At 55.8% G+C, this 18,483-nt stretch carries 17 protein-coding genes; 10 read left to right on the top strand and 7 right to left on the bottom strand.

The genetic code is table 11. From position 1 onward, the window contains the following. The first annotated feature begins 27 nt into the window (after window positions 1-27). On the top strand, window positions 28-1,758 hold the full coding sequence (locus M5M_RS08060) for an NHL repeat-containing protein (RefSeq protein WP_015046998.1): 1,731 nt from the start codon (window positions 28-30) through the stop codon (window positions 1,756-1,758). A gap of 2 nt (window positions 1,759-1,760) precedes the next feature. Here M5M_RS08060 and M5M_RS08055 read toward each other — a convergent pair whose 3' ends face one another. Both M5M_RS08055 and M5M_RS08050 read right to left on the bottom strand, forming a co-directional pair. Then, a complete protein-coding gene (locus tag M5M_RS08055; RefSeq protein WP_015046997.1) occupies window positions 1,761-2,225 on the bottom strand; it encodes a flavin reductase family protein in 465 nt (154 codons plus the stop codon). Between the two features lie 113 nt (window positions 2,226-2,338). Beyond that, window positions 2,339-2,914 carry a UbiX family flavin prenyltransferase gene (locus M5M_RS08050; protein ID WP_015046996.1) on the bottom strand — a complete coding sequence of 192 codons (576 nt, stop codon included), beginning with the start codon at window positions 2,912-2,914 and terminating at the stop codon, window positions 2,339-2,341. A gap of 170 nt (window positions 2,915-3,084) precedes the next feature. On the opposite strand from M5M_RS08050, the gene M5M_RS08045 reads away from it, so the two are divergent. After that, the gene (locus M5M_RS08045; RefSeq protein WP_169528917.1) at window positions 3,085-3,489 is read left to right on the top strand and encodes a prepilin-type N-terminal cleavage/methylation domain-containing protein; all 405 of its coding nucleotides are present in this window, start codon (window positions 3,085-3,087) and stop codon (window positions 3,487-3,489) included. Window positions 3,490-3,640: 151 nt separating this feature from the next. Here the strand turns inward: M5M_RS08045 and M5M_RS08040 are convergent, their stop codons facing one another. Together M5M_RS08040 and M5M_RS08035 are read right to left on the bottom strand one after the other, a co-directional pair. Continuing rightward, a complete protein-coding gene (locus tag M5M_RS08040) occupies window positions 3,641-5,539 on the bottom strand; it encodes a putative bifunctional diguanylate cyclase/phosphodiesterase (RefSeq protein ID WP_016389298.1) in 1,899 nt (632 codons plus the stop codon). A gap of 99 nt (window positions 5,540-5,638) precedes the next feature. Beyond that, a complete protein-coding gene (locus M5M_RS08035; RefSeq protein ID WP_015046993.1) occupies window positions 5,639-7,432 on the bottom strand; it encodes a DUF885 domain-containing protein in 1,794 nt (597 codons plus the stop codon). A gap of 312 nt (window positions 7,433-7,744) precedes the next feature. Between M5M_RS08035 and M5M_RS08030 the strand changes: the two genes are divergently transcribed. After that, a complete protein-coding gene (locus tag M5M_RS08030) occupies window positions 7,745-8,326 on the top strand; it encodes a Fe-Mn family superoxide dismutase (protein WP_015046992.1) in 582 nt (193 codons plus the stop codon). Between the two features lie 247 nt (window positions 8,327-8,573). Next, window positions 8,574-9,344, top strand: coding sequence for a hypothetical protein (locus M5M_RS19460; RefSeq protein WP_015046991.1), 771 nt, complete (start codon window positions 8,574-8,576; stop codon window positions 9,342-9,344). 12 nt (window positions 9,345-9,356) lie between these two features. On the opposite strand, the gene M5M_RS20135 is transcribed toward M5M_RS19460, so the two are convergent. After that, entirely contained in the window at window positions 9,357-9,560 is a 204-nt protein-coding gene (locus M5M_RS20135; RefSeq protein ID WP_016389297.1) for a hypothetical protein, read from the bottom strand. Window positions 9,561-9,873: 313 nt separating this feature from the next. Here M5M_RS20135 and M5M_RS08015 point away from each other — a divergent pair, with 313 nt between their 5' ends. The 5 genes from M5M_RS08015 to M5M_RS07995 all read left to right on the top strand — a co-directional run bounded on the left by M5M_RS08015 (window position 9,874) and on the right by M5M_RS07995 (window position 15,936). Next, on the top strand, window positions 9,874-11,391 hold the full coding sequence (locus tag M5M_RS08015) for a fumarate hydratase (RefSeq protein WP_015046990.1): 1,518 nt from the start codon (window positions 9,874-9,876) through the stop codon (window positions 11,389-11,391). A 240-nt stretch (window positions 11,392-11,631) separates the two neighbouring features. Continuing rightward, on the top strand, window positions 11,632-12,333 hold the full coding sequence (locus M5M_RS08010) for a YebC/PmpR family DNA-binding transcriptional regulator (protein WP_015046989.1): 702 nt from the start codon (window positions 11,632-11,634) through the stop codon (window positions 12,331-12,333). 24 nt (window positions 12,334-12,357) lie between these two features. After that, a complete protein-coding gene (locus M5M_RS08005; protein WP_015046988.1) occupies window positions 12,358-15,060 on the top strand; it encodes a DEAD/DEAH box helicase family protein in 2,703 nt (900 codons plus the stop codon). Between the two features lie 11 nt (window positions 15,061-15,071). Then, window positions 15,072-15,620, top strand: coding sequence for a metal-dependent hydrolase (locus tag M5M_RS08000; protein WP_211217009.1), 549 nt, complete (start codon window positions 15,072-15,074; stop codon window positions 15,618-15,620). Next, window positions 15,607-15,936: a hypothetical protein gene (locus M5M_RS07995; RefSeq protein ID WP_015046986.1), complete on the top strand. Its 330-nt coding sequence runs from the start codon at window positions 15,607-15,609 to the stop codon at window positions 15,934-15,936. The genes M5M_RS08000 and M5M_RS07995 overlap by 14 nt, the downstream gene beginning before the upstream one ends. Here the strand turns inward: M5M_RS07995 and M5M_RS07990 are convergent, their stop codons facing one another. Further along, on the bottom strand, window positions 15,937-17,214 hold the full coding sequence (locus M5M_RS07990) for a glycerophosphodiester phosphodiesterase family protein (RefSeq protein WP_015046985.1): 1,278 nt from the start codon (window positions 17,212-17,214) through the stop codon (window positions 15,937-15,939). 97 nt (window positions 17,215-17,311) lie between these two features. On the opposite strand from M5M_RS07990, the gene M5M_RS07985 reads away from it, so the two are divergent. Then, complete coding sequence (locus tag M5M_RS07985; protein WP_015046984.1) at window positions 17,312-17,710, top strand: cupin domain-containing protein; 399 nt, start codon at window positions 17,312-17,314, stop codon at window positions 17,708-17,710. A 3-nt stretch (window positions 17,711-17,713) separates the two neighbouring features. Here M5M_RS07985 and can read toward each other — a convergent pair whose 3' ends face one another. Continuing rightward, a complete protein-coding gene (gene can, locus M5M_RS07980) occupies window positions 17,714-18,361 on the bottom strand; it encodes a carbonate dehydratase (RefSeq protein ID WP_015046983.1) in 648 nt (215 codons plus the stop codon). Window positions 18,362-18,483 lie beyond the last annotated feature (122 nt).

Here is an 18,483-nt window from a genome sequence, read left to right as displayed (position 1 = left end):
CTCCCTGCATTGGCAGGGAGTATTGTTATGGATGCGCACAAAAGATTGGCCGCTGTGTTGATTGTGGCTTTCTCTGCACTCACCGGTGGTACCTGGATGCTGGCTGGCGAGGTGTTTCACGGTCAGCCCAATTACCATTTTATCCGCGTCCACGCGGATGCGCTGGTGGTGAATTTTGGCAGCGCCTACGTCTGGCTCGATACTGACGGACGAGAGCGAAGCGCACTGGATCTGAGTGATGCGGGCATGATGCCGGTGGGGGATTTTCTGATTCTGCCCGATGGCGATTTGCTGGTTTATCATCAGCCAGTGTCGCCCGGTCTGTTCAACGGAATAATGCGTTTTCTGCGCATACAGGAGACCTCTGACACTGTCGCACGTGCTGGCGAAGGCTTTTACCGGTGCGATACCAAGGCAGTTACTTGTGCGCCTTTTGCGCTCGAAGCGCCTGCATTGCACCGCAATTTCCGTTTGTGGCGTGATGACGAATCGGGTCATATTTTTCTGGTGCACACGGGTGCGTTCGTGGTGTACCAGTTCTCATCCGATGGCAAGCGGATAGCGCAAAGCCGTCCGGACCAGTTCCGTTTTCCCAATCAGCTCATTGGCCTCGATGATGCCCTTTGGCTCGCAGATACCAATAATCACCGTTTGGTAAAGCTATCCAGGTCAACGCCCTTTGCTGCAGAACTTGAAACCATGGTAGTGCAATGGCAGGCGCCGCACCTTTGGCCGCATCAATTGGCCTGGGATCAAAAGGCGGGTCGGTTTCTGGTACTGCTGGGTGACAATGACATGGCCAACGGACTGTTGGTGAGTGTCGATGACATGGGTATCGAACCCTTAGCGGGGATGGATGCGACAGACCCGATGGCTATCACTCTGGTGGACGACACCCTCTGGTTAACGGATTTCAGTGCAGGTGAGCTGCATCGCTACCGATTGGAAGGCAACCAGTTGATAAGGTTGCCCGCGCCGGCCGTCCACACTCTCCGCCAACTGGAGTCTGCGCGAATGCACGCTCGTCAGCAGGCCAGGCAATGGCAGTGGATGGGGGGCTTGGGATTTGGTCTGGTGTTTATCGCCGGCCTGATCATCGCCTGGCGATTGGAAAAGCCGCAGGCGTTGGAGGCGTTTGCGCGTTGGCGGGGGCGGGTGACACAGAGCCAGTTGGACGCAAAAGCCGCGCCTGTGGCAGAGAGGGAGGTTATCTGGATTGCCAACAATCAAACCCGGTATCTGCCCTGGCGACTGCCGGTTGTTGCGTTAGTGTTGGCTACCTTAATGGCGGGCGGCGTGTATGTGCTGATGAACCCCGATCAACCCCATCTCGCCGCCCTGAGGCCTTTATTGACGGCGCTGGGGGTCATGCTGTTGCCCATGTTGGCACTCCTGGTCTGGGTGATTTCTTATCATGGTGGACAGCGGTTGGGCGTCACCCGGGAGGCGTTGAACGTGTATTTGCCTTCACTGCCGTTTTCGCCCGCGCTCGCGCTGACGGTCCCGTTTGAGTCGATCCGTTTTAACGCCCGTCATCTGATCGCTGGCAAGGCCATTGTGGTGCTGGGCAGCGGGCAAATGCAGGTATTTGATGCGAAACAGCTGGCGCGCTATCTCTGGCCGCGTTTACAGGCTGCCAATGCCATTGCGCCGTCCGAGCTGGGGCGGGAATTACTCAAGCGCGGGCACCCGCTGAGTTGGTTGCCGGTGGTCGCGGCACTCTGGGCGCTGGCCTGTATGGCGCTGTTAGTTTGGTGAGGTCAGTCTTTCAGATGCCGGTAGCGACCGCCATGAAACAGCAGTGGGTTGCCATGGCGTTGATCAAAGCGGTGAACCCGGCCCACCAGAATGATGTGATCGCCGCCCTCGTAGCGATGCTCCAGGGTGCATTCAAACAGGCTGTTGTATTCCGGCAAAATCGGACTGCCATGCAGGCCTTTGGTGGTATTGATCTGGGCAAACTTGTTTTGCGGTCCCGGGCGTCCGAACAAGTCCGACAGGGGTTGTTGTTGCTCGGCCAACACGTGTATCGCGAAGTGATTGCATTGGTTGAACACGTCGAAGCAATTAGCGCTTTTATCAATGCTCCACAGCACCAGTGGCGGTTCCAGCGATACGCTGTTGAAGCTGCTGGCGGTCATGCCCACGGGCAGTCCCTGCGTGTCAGTGGTGGTGACAATGGTAACGCCGGTGGCAAAGCTGCCCAGGGCGTTGCGAAATGCCATTGAATCAAAAGTCGACTGCATGGGTAGAAAACGGGCTCACGGTTCAGGGCGCGCAGTGTAGCGCGTTGGGGCAGATGTGACAAAGTATAGCTGCGGCAGGGGTTTCCGCTATATCAGGGCGGGGAACCATCCCAGCGCTTGAGGTCGGGCACCTCGATATCGAACAGATCCAGAGCCCGGGCCAGGGTAAAGTCCACCATCTCTTCCAGGCTCTCCGGTCTGGCATAAAAGGCGGGTACCGGCGGGGCGATAATGGCACCCATCTCCGACAGCTGCGTCATGGTGCGCAGGTGGCCCGTGTGAAGCGGCGTTTCGCGCACCAGTAACACCAATCGGCGGCGCTCTTTCAGTACCACATCGGCCGCGCGCGACACTAAGCCGCCGGTGTTGCCGGTGGCAATTTCGCTCATGGACTTGATTGAGCAGGGGGCGATAAGCATGCCGCGGGTCTTGAAGCTGCCACTGGCTACACTGGCCCCGATATGCTTGGGCGAGTGGACTTCGGTTGCCAGCGCCTTGACCTGATCCGGGCTGAAAGCCGTTTCATAGGCGAGCGTCAGCTCAGCGGCCTTGGACATTACCAGATGAGTGGGTACGGCCAGTTTGGCCAGTAATGAAAGTGCACGTACGCCGTAAATGACGCCGGAGGCACCAGTTATGCCGACAATCAGTGGTAGGGGGGTGGACATGGTGTGGCTCCAGCTGACGAACGCCTAATATACACCAGCACGCATGAGGATATTCAATCGCAGGCCGGTGTTCTATGCCATAAATGTATGGGTTCACGCACATTTTGGCGACCGTGGCTGCCGTTGGTCTGCGACCATCGCACGCGGGGCTTTAACTGATGCATAATTATGTGCATAAAGTTTTGGAAGTGTATTACGTGCAGCTACGGCCATCCGGATTTACTCTCATCGAATTGATTGCGGTCATTGTGATTCTTGGCGTTGTGTCCGCACTGGCGGTGCCGCGCTTTTTCAGTTTTGCCGAAGATGCGCAAGCGGCGCACGTGGCCCGGGTGTTGACGGCGCTCAAGGCCGGAGAACAACTGGTGCAGGCCCAGTTTTACGCGGCCGGTTCCCCCGGTCAGGGCGTGAATGCCAATCAAACGCTGACCATTGACGGTATTCCGGTGCGCTTCCGCAACGGCCAGATCCGCACCACGTTAAACTCCGCTCACGTGCCGACGGTGCCGCAAAACCGCAACGCCGCCTACACCCGGTTGTTTTTTTATTTTTGCAGGGTGCGCCAGCGGATATAGTTGCCCGCAATTCGCCGGACCGTGGCTGGGCGATGCTGGGGAACAATAACGCCTGTGCAGCAGGGCCCAATCCGCGTCGCTGTTGGGAATACCGGGTTGGTGGTGCGCGCGTGGCCCGGATAACCTATTTCACCACAACCGGAACATTTGCTCAGGATTGATGTGCTTGCGTTGCATCTTCCGCATAGCGCGCGAGCATGTCGGTGAATTCATCGACCGGTAACGGTTTGGACCAAAAATACCCCTGGCCCATTTCACAGCCCATGCTTTTCAGTTTGGTGAGTGTTTCCTCATCCTCGATGCCTTCGGCCACTGTTACCAACCCCAGGCTTTTGGCAATGTTGATGATTGCGAGCGTGATGTCCTGATCCTGTTTGCTCGATAACAGTTTGCGCACAAACGACTGGTCCACCTTCAAGGCTTCTAACTGGAATTTACTCAGATACCCCAGATTGGAATAGCCGGTACCAAAATCATCAATGGAAAAACTGATGCCGTGCGTGCGCAGTTCATTTAACTGGGTGCGAATATTTTCCGCGTCCCGCAGCAGTAACGATTCGGTCAATTCCAGCTCCAGGTGATGCCCGGCCAGACCGGAAGCGTCCAGTGCCTGGCGGACTTCGGCCGTGAGATTGCCCCGGGTGAACTGCACGGGTGACAAGTTGACCGCCATTTGCAGGTTGCGGTAGCCGAGCTTATGCCACTCAATGCACTGATGACAGGCCTGCTTGAGCACCCATTGGCCAATGCCCACGATCAAGCCGGTTTCTTCGGCCAGATCGATAAAACGGGCCGGCGAGAGCAGCCCTTCGCTGGGGTGTTGCCAACGCAGCAGCGCTTCCGCGCCGATCCAGCGACCGGTTTGCAAATTCACCTTGGGTTGGTAGTAGAGCACGAATTCGTCGTCTTTCAGGGCTTTGCGCAGGCCACCAATCATCCGGAACCGTTCTTCGCTCAGGCGGTTCATGGTGGGGTCGAAAAAACGGTAGAGATTTTTGCCGTCTTTTTTAGCCTGATACATGGCAATATCCGCGTGCCGGCAATAGCTTTCAAAATCGGTCCCGTCAGTGGGTGCCATGGCGATGCCAATGCTGGCGGATGTTTCGAAAAAATGCTGGTCGGATTCGATCGGTTTGCCGAGTTCGTGCAGGATTTTATTGGCTACGGTTTCGGCCTCTTGTGCGCTGTGCAGATCAGCCAACAACACAATGAATTCATCGCCACCAAAACGGCAGGCCGTGTCGGTGGCGCGCAGACAGCTGTTCAGACTGTTTGCCACATTGACCAGCAGCCTGTCGCCGGCGGAGTGGCCGAGGGAATCATTGATGGTTTTGAAATTATCCAGATCAATAAACAGCAAGGCAGATTTGGTATCGCTGCGTTTGGCGCGCTTGAGCATCTGGGTGAACCGGTCTTCGCACAGCGTGCGGTTCGGGAGGCCGGTGAGTGCATCGTATTGTGCAAGGTAAGAGGCGCGCTCTTCAGACTGACGGTAGCGGCGATTCTCGTGTTCCAATCGCACCAATGCACGGCGCAGATCGTAGGCCTGAAAACGTACGGCGAAGCCAATAATGCTCAGAATAATCAGCACATCGAAGACATTGGTCCAATCAACTCTGCTGTGCGCGGTGTCCCGCCATTCGTAAATATGTGCAATGGCCTGGACGGTGGCGGCCAGCAGGATAAAACCGAACAGGTACATGAATTGTCGCCGCCGGCTGAACAGGGCGGCAAAAATGAGGATGGCCGGGTAGCCCATCATGGCCGGATCGCGCAAGCCGGTATTCAGGGTGACGATTACGGTCAACGTCAGAGACAGCGTCCACAGCAGGACCGCTGCCGCGGTGTCGATGTGCCCTTGCTTCAGCCGGTGCAGGCCATAGAGCATGGTGCCAGTTGCAAGAAGCAGGATGCTGGTGGTTTTAAAGCCCGCAGGGAGGTTGGTGATGGCCGCAAGCAACAGACCACCCGCTACCACCCGCATGACCTGCCGCAACCGCCGGGCACGGAACTGGTCTACTTCGCTGATTGGAGGGGATGAGTCTGTCATGCGGCGCTTGCAGGCGGTCTGGATTCATCTAAGCATAGCAGCCAGAGACGACAACGCCGGGCGAACCCGGCGTTTTAATCGCTATCAACGAGCGGGAGTTTATTTGGATGCGCCTGCAATCCACTGGTTCACTCGCTCTTCCAGTACTGTCAAGGGTACCGGGCCCGAGGTGAGTACCAGATCGTGGTACTGGCGGATATCAAACCGGTCGCCCATTTCGGCTTTGGCTTTTTCACGCAGTTCCAGGATCTTGATCATGCCAATTTTGTAGGCGGTGGCCTGCGAGGGCATAACGATGTAGCGCTCGATGGCTTTCACACAATCCGCTTCCGGGTTGGGTGTGTTGGTAACCAGGTAATCAATGGCTTGCTCGCGGGTCCATTTTTTGTAGTGCAGACCGGTGTCGACGACCAGTCGTGCCGCGCGCCAGAGCTCCATGGCCAGGCGGCCAAAGTCGGAGTAAGGGTCTTCATACAGGCCCATTTCCTTCGGCAGGTACTCTGTGTACAGGCCCCAACCTTCGGAGTAGGCAGTGTAGTGGCCGAACTTGCGGAACTTGGGGACGCCGGTCAGTTCAGTGGCAATAGCCAGCTGCATGTGGTGGCCCGGAATGCCTTCATGGTAGGCCAGCGCTTCCATCTGATAGGTGGGCATGGACTTCATGTCATACAGGTTGGCGTAGTAAATACCCGGGCGGCTGCCGTTGGGCGCTGGGCGCTGGTAAAACGCTTTGCCGGCAGACTTTTCACGGAAAGGTTCTACCGCCTTCACAATCAGATCGGCTTTGGGCTTGGTGATGAACAGCTCATCCAGACGGCCTTTCATGTTGTCGATCATGGCCGTGGCTTCGTCCAGGTACCGCTGCTTGCCCGCTTCGGTGTTGGGGTAGTAGAACTGGTCGTCCTCACGCATGAATACAAAGAAATCCTGCAAGCTGCCTTCGAACTTTACCTGCTTCATGATGGCTTTCATTTCGCCATGAATGCGCGCCACTTCCTTCAGGCCGATATTGTGGATTTCTTCGGCGGTGAGTTCGGTGGTGGTGGTTTTGCGCAGGGCGGCGTTGTAGAACTCACCACCCTTGGGCAGCTTCCACGCGCCATCGCGGGTGTCTGCCTTTTTCTCCAGCTTTTTCAGGTAGCTGATCAGGTGGGTGTAGCCCGCCTTGAGGTTTTTCTTCAGCGCCTTCTCACCGTCTTTTATCAGCTTCGCTTTGGTTTTGTCATCCGTGTCCAGCGCGTTCACTTTTTTGCGCAGGTCGGCCATTAACGGGCTGTCTTCGCCTTTAGTGAACGGCGCGCCTTTGAGCAGGTTCTCGCTGTCGCTGATCACGTAAGGAAACACGAATTTAGGGGCAATAATGCCGGCCTTGGCGCGCTCTTCCAGATTGGCGGTCAGTTGTATCATCAACTTGGGTACGCCATTGATACGGCCGATATAGGCCTGGGCATCTTCGACAGTATCGACCCGGTGTTGATTAATCAGGAAAGAGGGCACCATGGAGTGAGTGCCGAACATCTGGTTGACCGGGTAGTTGTGCAGGCGCCACTGTTCAAATTCGATATCCTGCTTGAGGTCGTCTTCCAGCAATCGGTAGCTCAGCGCCACATCGGCGGACAATTTGGATTTGTCGATGGCTTGCAGACGCGTGAGGTGGTCACGGGTCTGGGCATAGCCTTCACGCTCGTGCTCGGGCGACAGGTCGTCCCACTGATCGTAATTGGTTTTCATGCCCAGGTAGGTCTGGAATACCGGGCTGCGGTCCAGATTTTCGTTAAATACCGCTTCAAACAGGGCTTCTGCCTTGGCGTCTTCAGTGGTGTCGGCCAGAGCGCCCAGGCTCAGCAGCAGACCGCCGGTGACACCGGCAAGCGATTTCAGGATGGGTTTCATAACGTCCTCTATCTGAATTTTCGGGAGCCGGCATGCGGCTGAGGGCTGAGTATACGGCTTGCTGGTCAGAGGGACGTAAAAACGCGTTCAACTGAGTGCAAGTTGCGGTTTATGGCATCAGGCTATAGCGGCAATAGCGCCTCACAGACTTCTTATTTGGCGGCAGACTCCGTAAAATACCGGCCGTTACGCGCTATACTGCGCGTGAATCGCTCGTCATATAACCTTACCTATCGTAGGGTTATTGCCCAGCAAGCTGGTGCCAGACGGCACCTGAAACCCGCAAGCTAAGCATGAATTAAGGTGGAAAACATGGCTATTGAACTGCCCGCGCTTCCCTACGCAATGGACGCCCTTGCGCCCCATATTTCCAAGGAAACCCTCGAGTACCACTACGGTAAGCACCACAAGACTTACGTCGACAAGCTCAACGGCATGATTCCCGGTACCGAGTTTGAAGGCAAATCGCTGGAAGATATCGTGAAATCTTCCCAGGGCGGTGTGTTCAACAATGCGGCTCAGATCTGGAACCACACCTTCTACTGGAACTGCCTGAGCCCGAACGGTGGCGGTGCAGCGACCGGTGCCGTGGCCGAGGCGATCAACAAGGCATTTGGCTCTTTCGACAAGTTCAAAGAAGAGTTCACCGCTCAGGCCGTGGCTAACTTTGGCTCTTCCTGGACCTGGTTGGTGAAAAAGGCCGACGGTTCCGTTGCTATCGTCAATACCAGCAACGCGGCTACCCCCCTGACCGATGCTTCAGTGACCCCGATCCTGACCATCGACCTGTGGGAGCATGCCTACTACATCGATTATCGCAATGCCCGCCCCAACTACATCAACGCTTTCTGGGCGCTGGTGAACTGGGACTTCGTGAACGCCAATTTCGCCTGATTAGCGGATTAAGCAGGCTATTGAAAACGTAGGCGAGGCGGTTTTCGCCAGGCAAAAACAGATGAAAAAGCGCAGTTTATGCAGAATAAATGAGCATTTTGATTCTGTTTTTAACGCCGCGAAAACAACGCAGGTAGTTTTCAACAGCCTGCTGGGTCACAAAAGAATGCCGGGCTTAGCCCGGCATTCTTTTGTCTGGCGCCTATTCCTGCTATAACAGCCGCTCATTCTCACTATTGAATGCCCTATGATCGAACGTAAAGAACCCACGCTGGGTGGCCCAGCACCCACTGATACCAGCGAAAACCGCACCCGCAAGGCGGCGCCGCGTCCCTCCGAGCCCTCCCGGCAGCCCCCGGCCAGCCGGCCTGCGCCGAGTGCCGCCATACGCGCGGCCGAAAAGCAGAATCCCTCGGGCAACGGGTTGCTGTATTTTACTTTCCTGCTGGCGCTGGCAGGCCTGGCCGGAAGCGGCTACCTGGCCTGGCAAGGCCAGCAGCAGGCGCAGAATGCTCAGGCAATCCGCGCAGATCTGGAAGCTCGCGTGGCCGAGCTGGAAGGCAAACTGTCCACCTCCGAAGATAATCTGCTGGAATCTGCCGAGGCTATGAAAGCCAAATTGGTCTGGGCTGACAGCGAGATCCGCAAACTGTGGGGCGTGTCTTACGACACCAATCGCAAGGCCATTGCAGCCAATACCGATGCCATTGAAGCGCTGAGTAAAAAGGTGGATGGCAACAACAGTAAGCTGTTGGCGGATATCAAAAAGCAGCTGGGCTCGGTGGACGGCAAGCTGTTGGCAGCCCAAGCGACCGTTGATGAACAGTTGGAGCGTCTGAATGCGCAAATCAGCAAGCTCAGCGGCCTGGAAAAGCAGATGGGGCAGCTACGCAACGACCTCACCAGCCGGATCAAAACCAATGAAGAGGCGGTGAAGGCGATTGATATCTACCGTCTTACCATCAATCGCGACCTGCTGGCACTCAAAGATCAGGTGAATAACCTGCAGTCGAAGTAAACCCCGAGACTTTCAGCGGCCCGCCTGGGCCGCCGGTAGCGCGTGATTGAACCCATGCGCTACGCCGTTCCACAAGTCTACCGCTTTCTCTACCCGTCGTTCACTCGGCCCGCAGGCGCCGCAATGTTGGCAGCATACCGCGTGGGTACACAGATGATGCACCAGGTGTAACTGGGTGCTGTGACAATAGGGGCAAGGCTCAGGTTGCGTGGCCATGGTTAACTCCGCAATGGTAATTTGGTTTTCTTATGGGGGAGAGCAACGCGCCGGTGTGGTGACGCCGGGAAGGGGAATAGTCGTTACAGCGTGGTATTGGCAGCATCCTGGCTGCCCTGACACATGTCATGTGCACTACTCACTGGTCAGTTAAACCGAGTCTAGCCCTATATCTAGTGAATGCAAGACCTTTAAGCCCCAATATAGACTATGGTCGGGGGTGATTTGCCAAATCCAGATTGGCGCGGGCAAGGGGCTGGAATTGGTGTAAAATCCGCACACACAAACCCAGCACAATGACGAGAGTTACCCCATGACCGTGATTCGCCAGGACGATCTGATCACCAGCGTGGCCGATGCGCTGCAGTTCATTTCTTACTATCACCCCAAAGACTTTATTCAGGCTGTGCACGAGGCCTACCAGCGCGAGCAGAGCAAGGCCGCCAAGGACGCCATGGCGCAGATCCTCATCAACTCACGCATGTGCGCCATGGGCCACCGCCCCATTTGCCAGGATACCGGTATCGTGTCGGTGTTCCTGAAAATCGGCATGAACGTGCGCTTTGAAGGCGACCTGTCGTTGGAAGATATGGTGAACGAAGGTGTACGTCGCGCCTACAAGCACCCAGACAATGTGCTGCGTGCGTCTGTATTGGCCGACCCGGATGGCGCCCGCAAAAATACCGGCGACAATACCCCGGCCATGATCACCTACAAAATGGTGCCCGGCGATAAGCTGGAAGTGCACGTGGTGGCCAAAGGCGGCGGCAGCGAAGCGAAAACCAAATTTGCCATGCTGAACCCGTCCGATTCCATTGTGGATTGGGTCTTGTCGGTAGTGCCGCAAATGGGCGCGGGCTGGTGCCCACCGGGTATTCTCGGCATCGGTGTAGGCGGTACGGCAGACAAAGCCATGGCACTGGCCAAAGAAGCCCTGCTGGACCCCATTGATATTCACGACTTGCAGGCGCGCGGTGCCAGCAACCGTTCGGAAGAGTTGCGCCTGGAACTGTTCGACAAGGTCAACAAACTGGGCATTGGTGCCCAGGGTCTTGGCGGTCTGACCACGGTATTGGATATCAAGGTCAAAGATATGCCCACGCACGCCGCTAACAAGCCCGTGGCCATTATCCCTAACTGTGCGGCAACCCGCTTGGCCAAATTTGTGCTCGACGGTTCCGGTCCGGCCACCCAAACGCCTCCATCATTGGATGATTATCCCGAGATTGCCTGGGAGGTGGGTGATTCCGTGCGCCGGGTAAATCTGGACACGGTGACGCCTCAGGATGTGCAGGATTGGGCGCCGGGTGAAACCATTTTGCTGTCGGGCAAGATGCTGACCGGTCGCGATGCCGCGCACAAAAAGATGATAGATCTGATCGCCAAAGGCGAACCACTGCCGGTGGATCTGAAGGGCCGGTTTATTTATTACGTGGGCCCGGTTGATCCGGTGGGTGATGAAGTGGTTGGCCCTGCTGGCCCCACTACTGCCACCCGTATGGATAAGTTCACCCGCACTATGCTGGAAAAAACCGGTTTGCTGGGCATGATCGGCAAAGCCGAACGCGGCCCGGCGGCGATTGAGGCAATCCGCGATAATAAAGCGGTTTACCTGATGGCGGTGGGCGGCTCGGCCTATCTGGTGTCGAAGGCGATTAAGTCGTCCAAGGTGCTGGGATTCCCGGAGCTCGGCATGGAAGCAATTTACGAATTTGAAGTACAGGATATGCCGGTCACCGTTGCGGTAGACAGCAAGGGTGAATCCGTTCATCAGACCGGCCCGAAAATCTGGCAAGCCAAAATTGAAGAGGGTGTGCTGGAGGTTAAGTAGCTAAGCTAGTAGTTCTTAAGGCCAATGGGTGCGAGGCAGGGCAGGCCTGACGGGGACGCATGAATACGTCCTTGTAGCTTGACGATGACATCCATGTCATCGACACCCCGGCAGGCCTACCCTGCCTCCCACTATCGTGATTCAGTTTACGTAGCTTCTAATGAGAGGTGCACCGCACCTCTTTTTTAATTGTCGTTTTATACCGCCGCACACACTGCGGCCCTTACCGGAGCCATCACCATGGGTGCCCAATGGAAAGCCAAACACCGCGCCGTAGCCGCGGATGCCAAAGGCAAGTTATTTACCAAGCTGGTTAAAGAAATTCTGATTGCCGCGCGCAATGGCGCCGATCCGGACATGAATCCGCGTCTACGCCTGGCCATCACCGCCGCGAAAAAGCAATCCATGCCACGCGACACACTGGAGCGGGCGATCAAAAAAGGCTCCGGGCAGCTCGATGGTCAGGTGAACTATGAAAAAGTCGTATATGAAGGTTTTGCGCCGCATCAGGTGCCGGTGATTGTGGAATGCCTGACTGACAATGTGAACCGCACCATCACGGCGATTCGCATGTTGTTCCGCAAAGGCCAACTGGGCTCCTCCGGTTCTGTGAGCTGGGATTTCGACCACGTAGGGTTGATTGAGGCCACGGCCGATTCGGCCGAAAGCGATATCGAAGTTGCCGCCATTGAAGCTGGCGCGCAGGATTTTGAAGCCGGCGAAGACGGCGACGCCCTGTTCATTACCGATACCACCGATCTGGACCTGGTGCAGAAAGCACTGCCCGAATTCGGTTATACCGTCGAGTCGGCCAAAATCGGTTATCGCCCGAAAAACCCGGTCACGCTCACCGGAGAAGCGCTCGAAGAGGTCGAGGCGTTTTTGGCGGCCATCGATGAAAATGACGATGTGCATGAAGTCTATGTGGGTTTAGCGGGATAGACATCAAAGGGACTTAACCGGCACATGGAATGTTTCAGTGCAGCAGTAAAATTCAAATACCCCTGGCGCAACTACCAGCAACGACTGCTCGATGAATTGCAAAGCCACATGGAGGATGATCACCTGCATGTGGTGGCACCGCCGGGGTCGGGAAAAACGGTATTGGGTCTGGAAGTGATGCGCCGGTTGAACCAGCCAGCGCTGATCTGCGCACCGTCGCGCGCATTGCGCGATCAATGGGTGGACCGCTTCTGTTCTTTGTTTCTTCATGCAGACTCACCACCGGACTGGATTTCTGACGACATCCGTACGCCCGGCCGGGTGACGGTAGTGACCTATCAGGCCCTGCACAGTGCTATGGCATCGGGTGATGAGCAGGTAATTATCGGCGCGCTGAACGCGGCAGGCGTCAAAGTATTTGTGTTGGATGAAGCCCATCACCTGAAAAATGCCTGGTGGCAGGCGTTGATGCAGGTGAAGAGTGCACTCAAACCCCGTGTGGTCGGCCTGACTGCAACACCGCCCTACGATGTATCCAGTACAGAATGGCAGCGCTACGTGCAGCTCAATGGCGATATCGATAGCGAAATCGCCGTGCCGGAATTGGTGCGGGCGGGTGACCTTGCGCCGCATCAGGATTACATTTATCTGAGCGAGCCCACTGAGCGCGAAGCAGAATTACTGAATAAAGCCGACGAGCAGCGCCGCAAACTGGCCGACAAACTGTTGGTGGATCAGGAAATCATGCGATGGATCGGAGCCCAGCCCTGCATGGCTGAGCCAGCGCAATCGCTCGACTGGATCTATGAAAATCTGAGTACCTACATCGCCGCGCAGTGCTTCTGGCGGGCTGCCGGTCACGAACTGCACCCGATGGTGGCGGACATTCTGGCAGTCGAAAATTTTACCTTGCCAGTATTTGCACCGGCACACCTGGCGCAGGTATTGAAATGGTTGTTGGCAGAAAAATCCGCCGTATGGGCTGAGCTGCAGGAAAGAATTATCCACCAATTGCAGCGGGCAGGGTTGTTTCATCGCGGTCGGGTGGATATAGAAGATTCAGAACGGCGGCAAAAACTGCTGTTGAACAGCGCCGGTAAACTTCGCGCCATTGTGGATATCGCCCGGGCAGAATGGGCTGATTTACAACAGGGGTTGCGGCAGGTCATTCTGGCAGATCACATCCGGCTGGAATACATGGGCAAAGGTGATCACGCTGTTCAGCTGAATAAACTGGGCGTGATCCCGGTGTTCGAGGCGCTGCGTACGCAGCCTGGCCTGCAGGCATTGGGTTGCCGGTTGGCGGTGCTCACGGGGCAGGAAGTGATTATTCCCAATGCGTTGGGTGAATCGTTGCAGGCAATGGTTCAGGCAGAGACCGGTACCCGGTTGGTCATGGAGGTGTTGGCCTGTGATGATAGATACAGTCGCCTGCTGTTGCGAGGCCAGGATCAGAAGCGCATTGTCACCTGGCTTACCCGTTTGTTGTGCGCCGGCGACATTCACATTTTGGTGGGCACCGCAGCACTGCTGGGGGAAGGTTGGGATGCGCCCGCGATCAATAGTTTGATTATTGCCTCGGCCGTGGGTTCCTATGTGCAATCAAACCAGATGCGTGGTCGCGCTATCCGGGTCGACCCGATGCAGCCGGACAAGGTCGCCAATATCTGGCACCTGGCCTGCGTCCGCACGGGTAAGCGTGAACAGGGCAATGAAGATCTGCTGATGCTGGAACGCCGTTTCCTCAGTTTTGTGGGGGTGTCCCATGGTGATGGCGGCGTAGGTATTCTGGCGCCCGCTGATGACAATGGGCGCGGTTCACAGGCTTCGATCTGCAGTGGTTTTCAGCGCCTGAATATGCCAGGCGCTTACGCCAATCTGGACGCACTGCAAGCACAAAACCGACATACGCTCGCACGCGCGCAGGATCGTGCACGGGTGGCGTTAAAATGGCAGCGGGCAAGCGAGCAGGGTGCAGAATTACGAAAAGGCATCCGCGTGCCCTTTGGTGGGCAGAAACCACTGCAGGATCTTAAGTTTCTGACCTTGTCGCGCACCTTACAATATTTGTTGGCGTTGGTTTTATTCTTCAGTTCGCTGTATTTTTCCTTGGTGCCCTACGTGATTGCGCGCATGGGGCACAGGATTCAGGATTTTCAAACACTGATCAAAGTGACAGCGGTAGGTCTGGGCATTGCCTTGTTTTTTTCGGCCATCGGCTTTGGCCGGTATGCCTGGCTGTGGTTGCGCTATCGCGATATCGGTAAGGATCTGCACAAAGTGGGCACGGCGTTGCTCTGCGCAATGCATGAACGGGGTTTGATGCACGCGCCCATGGGCCGTTACTCATTAAGTCAGTCAACCGATAAGAACGGCACCGTTACATTAATGATTGCGGGTGGTAGCGTCAGCGAAAGGCGTATGTTTACCGAGTCTCTCATGCAAGTGGTGGCCCCCGTGGCGAATCCACGCTATCTCATCACCCGCACCTCTGTGCTGGGTCAGATACTGACCCAGCGGGACTATCACGCGGTGCCGGATCTGCTTGGGGCCAGAAAGCAGGATGCTGAAAGTTTGTATCGGTACTGGCAGGAAAAGGTCGGTAAGTGCGATCTGGTGTACACCCGAAACCTGGAGGGACGAAAAGTGTTGCATAAAGCGCGACTGAATAACCTGGCGGTTGAGTTGGATGCGGCCATTGAAAAAATGGAACGCTGGGGGTTCTGATGGCCACAATCATGACGCACGCACTCGTGCCACTGGCCGTAGCGGCAATCGCCGGTCGCCAGTATGTATCCCCCAAACTCTGTTTCTGGGCGGTCATTGCCACGCTGCTGCCGGATGCCGATGTCATCGCGTTTAAGTTGGGCATTGCTTATGAGCACATTCTCGGCCACAGGGGATTTACCCATTCGCTGGGTTTAGCCTTGGCGGTGGGGTTAATCGCCAGTTTTTTTGCCGGCTATCTGCAGGCCCGGCGTTGGGTGGTATTCGTGTTGATGACGATCAGTTGCTTGTCGCATCCTTTGTTGGACGCGTTAACCGATGGCGGCCTGGGTGTTGCGTTGTGGTGGCCAATTGACGACGCGCGTTATTTCGCACCCTGGCAACCCATCGCTGTTTCGCCCATAGGCATCAAAAATTTTCTCACCGCGCGCGGCTGGGCCGTGATGCAATCGGAGCTGATAACCGTTTGGTTGCCGCTGGCGCTCCTTGTGGTGCCGGCGGTGCTGGTGCGGAAATGGAATACATTGAATACCCGGAGGCCAAGTCATGAAATGGAATAACTGGTGCTTGAGTGTGTTGGCGGCTTTCGCTTTGGTCGCAGAAGTGCAGGCCAATGCGGGCTGGACCGATGCCGCGCAAGTGCTTGAACTGGTGCCGTCCACCCAAAAGCGTTTTGTGGTGCGCCTGGCGTTGGACAAAAATAATTGCAAAAGCAAAGACAGCTTTTACATGGATTACAGCAGTTCGGGCTCGGAGCTGATTTACCACACCTTATTGGAGGCGTTACTGGCCAACAAATCCGTTGAGCTCTACGCCAATGGCGTGTGTGAGCTCAACGGTTATGAAGGCTTCAGCGCGGTGCGACTAAAACCCTGATCAGCGCAGGTTCATGCAGTTGGCGTAGAAGGTTGTAGTGGCCGGCCAATCTGAAAAGATGCCGATGATGCCCACGTCTTTCGCCAGCACGTGCAGACTCACTAACTTGTCGCCGTCATTATTCACTACCGCGTCAGTACTTTGGTGATACCAGGCGCCGTCATTTTCCAGCGGGGCTGAGCGCTCAAGTGTCCAGGTAATCATTTTCAGGCCGGCTTGTTTGGCCTCTTTTGCATAGGTGCTCGGTATAATTTTACCCTCGCTGCTGGTATCGAGCAGCATCCACATAGGCGGCGCTATAATTTTCACGCCATCGGCAACCAATTCCGCCATGCTGGGCTCATAGGTGGCTGGGTTGCGGAAATCAAAGCTAGGCTGTTCGTAGCGATCATCCAGGTAAACCGCTTGCCGGCCAAACGCCGGTTCGTTAGCCAGCCAGTATTTCACGTCTGCCAGATTGAAGGACTGGGCAAATACCTTGCGCGGCGATATGCCCGCAGCGCGATATTCGTCAATCATCTGCTGCGCATAATCTTCCTGAGTGTAGTCACCCTGAAAAGGCATTGGCGCCTGGGGAGATTTCAATTCAGGCGTAAATTTGGCGCCGAGGCTGGCAATCAGTTCAATACTTTCTTTGTGTGAAAGCAAGGTGCCCTGGCTATAAGTGTCTGTGCGCCAGCCAGCGGTACCGGCGAGATATTCAGCGCGCGTGGTGGCGCGATTGTTGGCGCCGTCCATTTTCCCTTTCAGGCTTTTGAATTCGGCTAGCGTAATGTCAGAGGTGCAGCACTGGGCGCTGGCGGCACGGATCAGTTCACCAGTAAGTGGATCGTATTCCGCCGGTTGAAAATCCTGCGTGCATTTTTCAGCCAAAGGCGTTTGCAGGATATTGGTGGTGGTGTGCAGATCGCATTGAGAGTGGCGGCAAACGAGCTCGCGGTCCTGGGTAAAGGTTACGTCGCATTCAATTATGCCTGCACCCATGCGGGCGGCGGCGATGTAGCTTTCTCTGGTGTGCTCGGGAAATTGTAGCGGTGCGCCCCGGTGGCCGATGGAAAAATCTGACCGGCGATAGAAGGGGCGACGATCGGCACATTCGCTGAGTTGATCTTTCAGTGCCGATTCATCCATATTGTCGACAAGGTAGAACGGGCGGGGCCCCAGTTGCGCGGGCAGCAGAGGGGCGTTGATGGATGTGGCATGGCTGCCGGCATCGGCGGTCGCACTCAGTATCAGACCCGTGAGGTACAGCGTAAAGCAGGTAGCGGGTAATTTCATGTTATCGTCCTGATGGTGGGTGATAACGTGATCATCGCCCGGCTTTATTGCAGTGGTATGCCGGAAATATTTCAGTCAGTCGACAAGGACGAAGGAAATGAGAAATGTGACGCAAATCTTGGTTATTGCTGGCCTGTTTGGCACTTTGGTGCCGGCTGTGAATGCCCAAACAAATCTACAGAATTTGCAATTAGAGGGTGAGCCCGGTGTGAGAGTGCAACGGCTGTCAACGGACGCTAACAGTTCCCAGTTTTACATTGAAATTGATCAGGCCGTGCGGCCCCACAAACACCTTACTCACAGCGAGACCATTTATGTGATCGCAGGAGAAGGCCGGATGCGGCTGGGTGATAAGACATTCACTCTCCGGCCTGGCGATTTTGTCCAGGTACCGGAGGGGGAAGTGCACGGTGTCGATGTGATTCGGACGCCATTGAAAGTGCTGTCGGTACAGGCACCGGAATTTGATGGAACCGACAGGGTATGGGTAGAGTAGCGTTTACTTTGCGGGTGTGATCTTCAACACCCGGTACTGCTCGGGTATTTGCTCCACGCCGGTGATGGGCTCGATCAGGTCTTTCAGGAGACCATCGCCTACGCCATAAATCCAGCCGTGAACGGTCAGCTTCTGACCGCGCGCCCAGGCATTCTGCACCACATTGGTCCGGCTTACCTGTTGTACCTGCTGCATAACATTCAGCTCGCACAAGCGATCAACCCGGGCCTGCTGGGTCGACAAAGAGTCGATGTGATCGCGGTTATTGTAATAAATATCGCGGATGTTGCGGATCCACAGATCGATAACACCCAGTTGCTGATTCTGCAAGGCAGCGGCGACACCGCCACAGCCGTAATGGCCCACCACCATGATATGTTCAACTTGCAGCACGTCCACCGCATACTGAATCACTGACAGGCAATTGAGGTCTGTGTGCAGCACTACGTTGGCCACATTGCGGTGAACAAACAGTTCTCCCGGCATCAGATCCACGATCTCGTTGGCCGGCACGCGCGAGTCGGCGCAGCCAATCCACAAATAATCGGGGTTTTGCTGGTTAGAAAGTTTGGAGAAGAAATCCGGGTCTTCGGATTTAATACGCTCTGCCCATTGGGCATTTTTTTCGAACAGATCTTGTAATTTGGTCATTTTTTCGTTCGTTTGGTCAAAATCCGGCGCAGTATAGCGTGCGAAGGGTGGTGGGTGCACCTTGGAATATTGGGTGGGTTGGTATCGGGGCCGGTTATTTCATTCGCGTTGCTCGGTGATGT

Source organism: Simiduia agarivorans SA1 = DSM 21679, assembly GCF_000305785.2.
In the GTDB taxonomy this organism is placed as follows: Bacteria; Pseudomonadota; Gammaproteobacteria; order Pseudomonadales; family Cellvibrionaceae; genus Simiduia; species Simiduia agarivorans.
The sequence above is the reverse complement of the archived record's forward strand: the minus strand, read 5'-3'. Positions and strand labels throughout refer to the sequence as shown.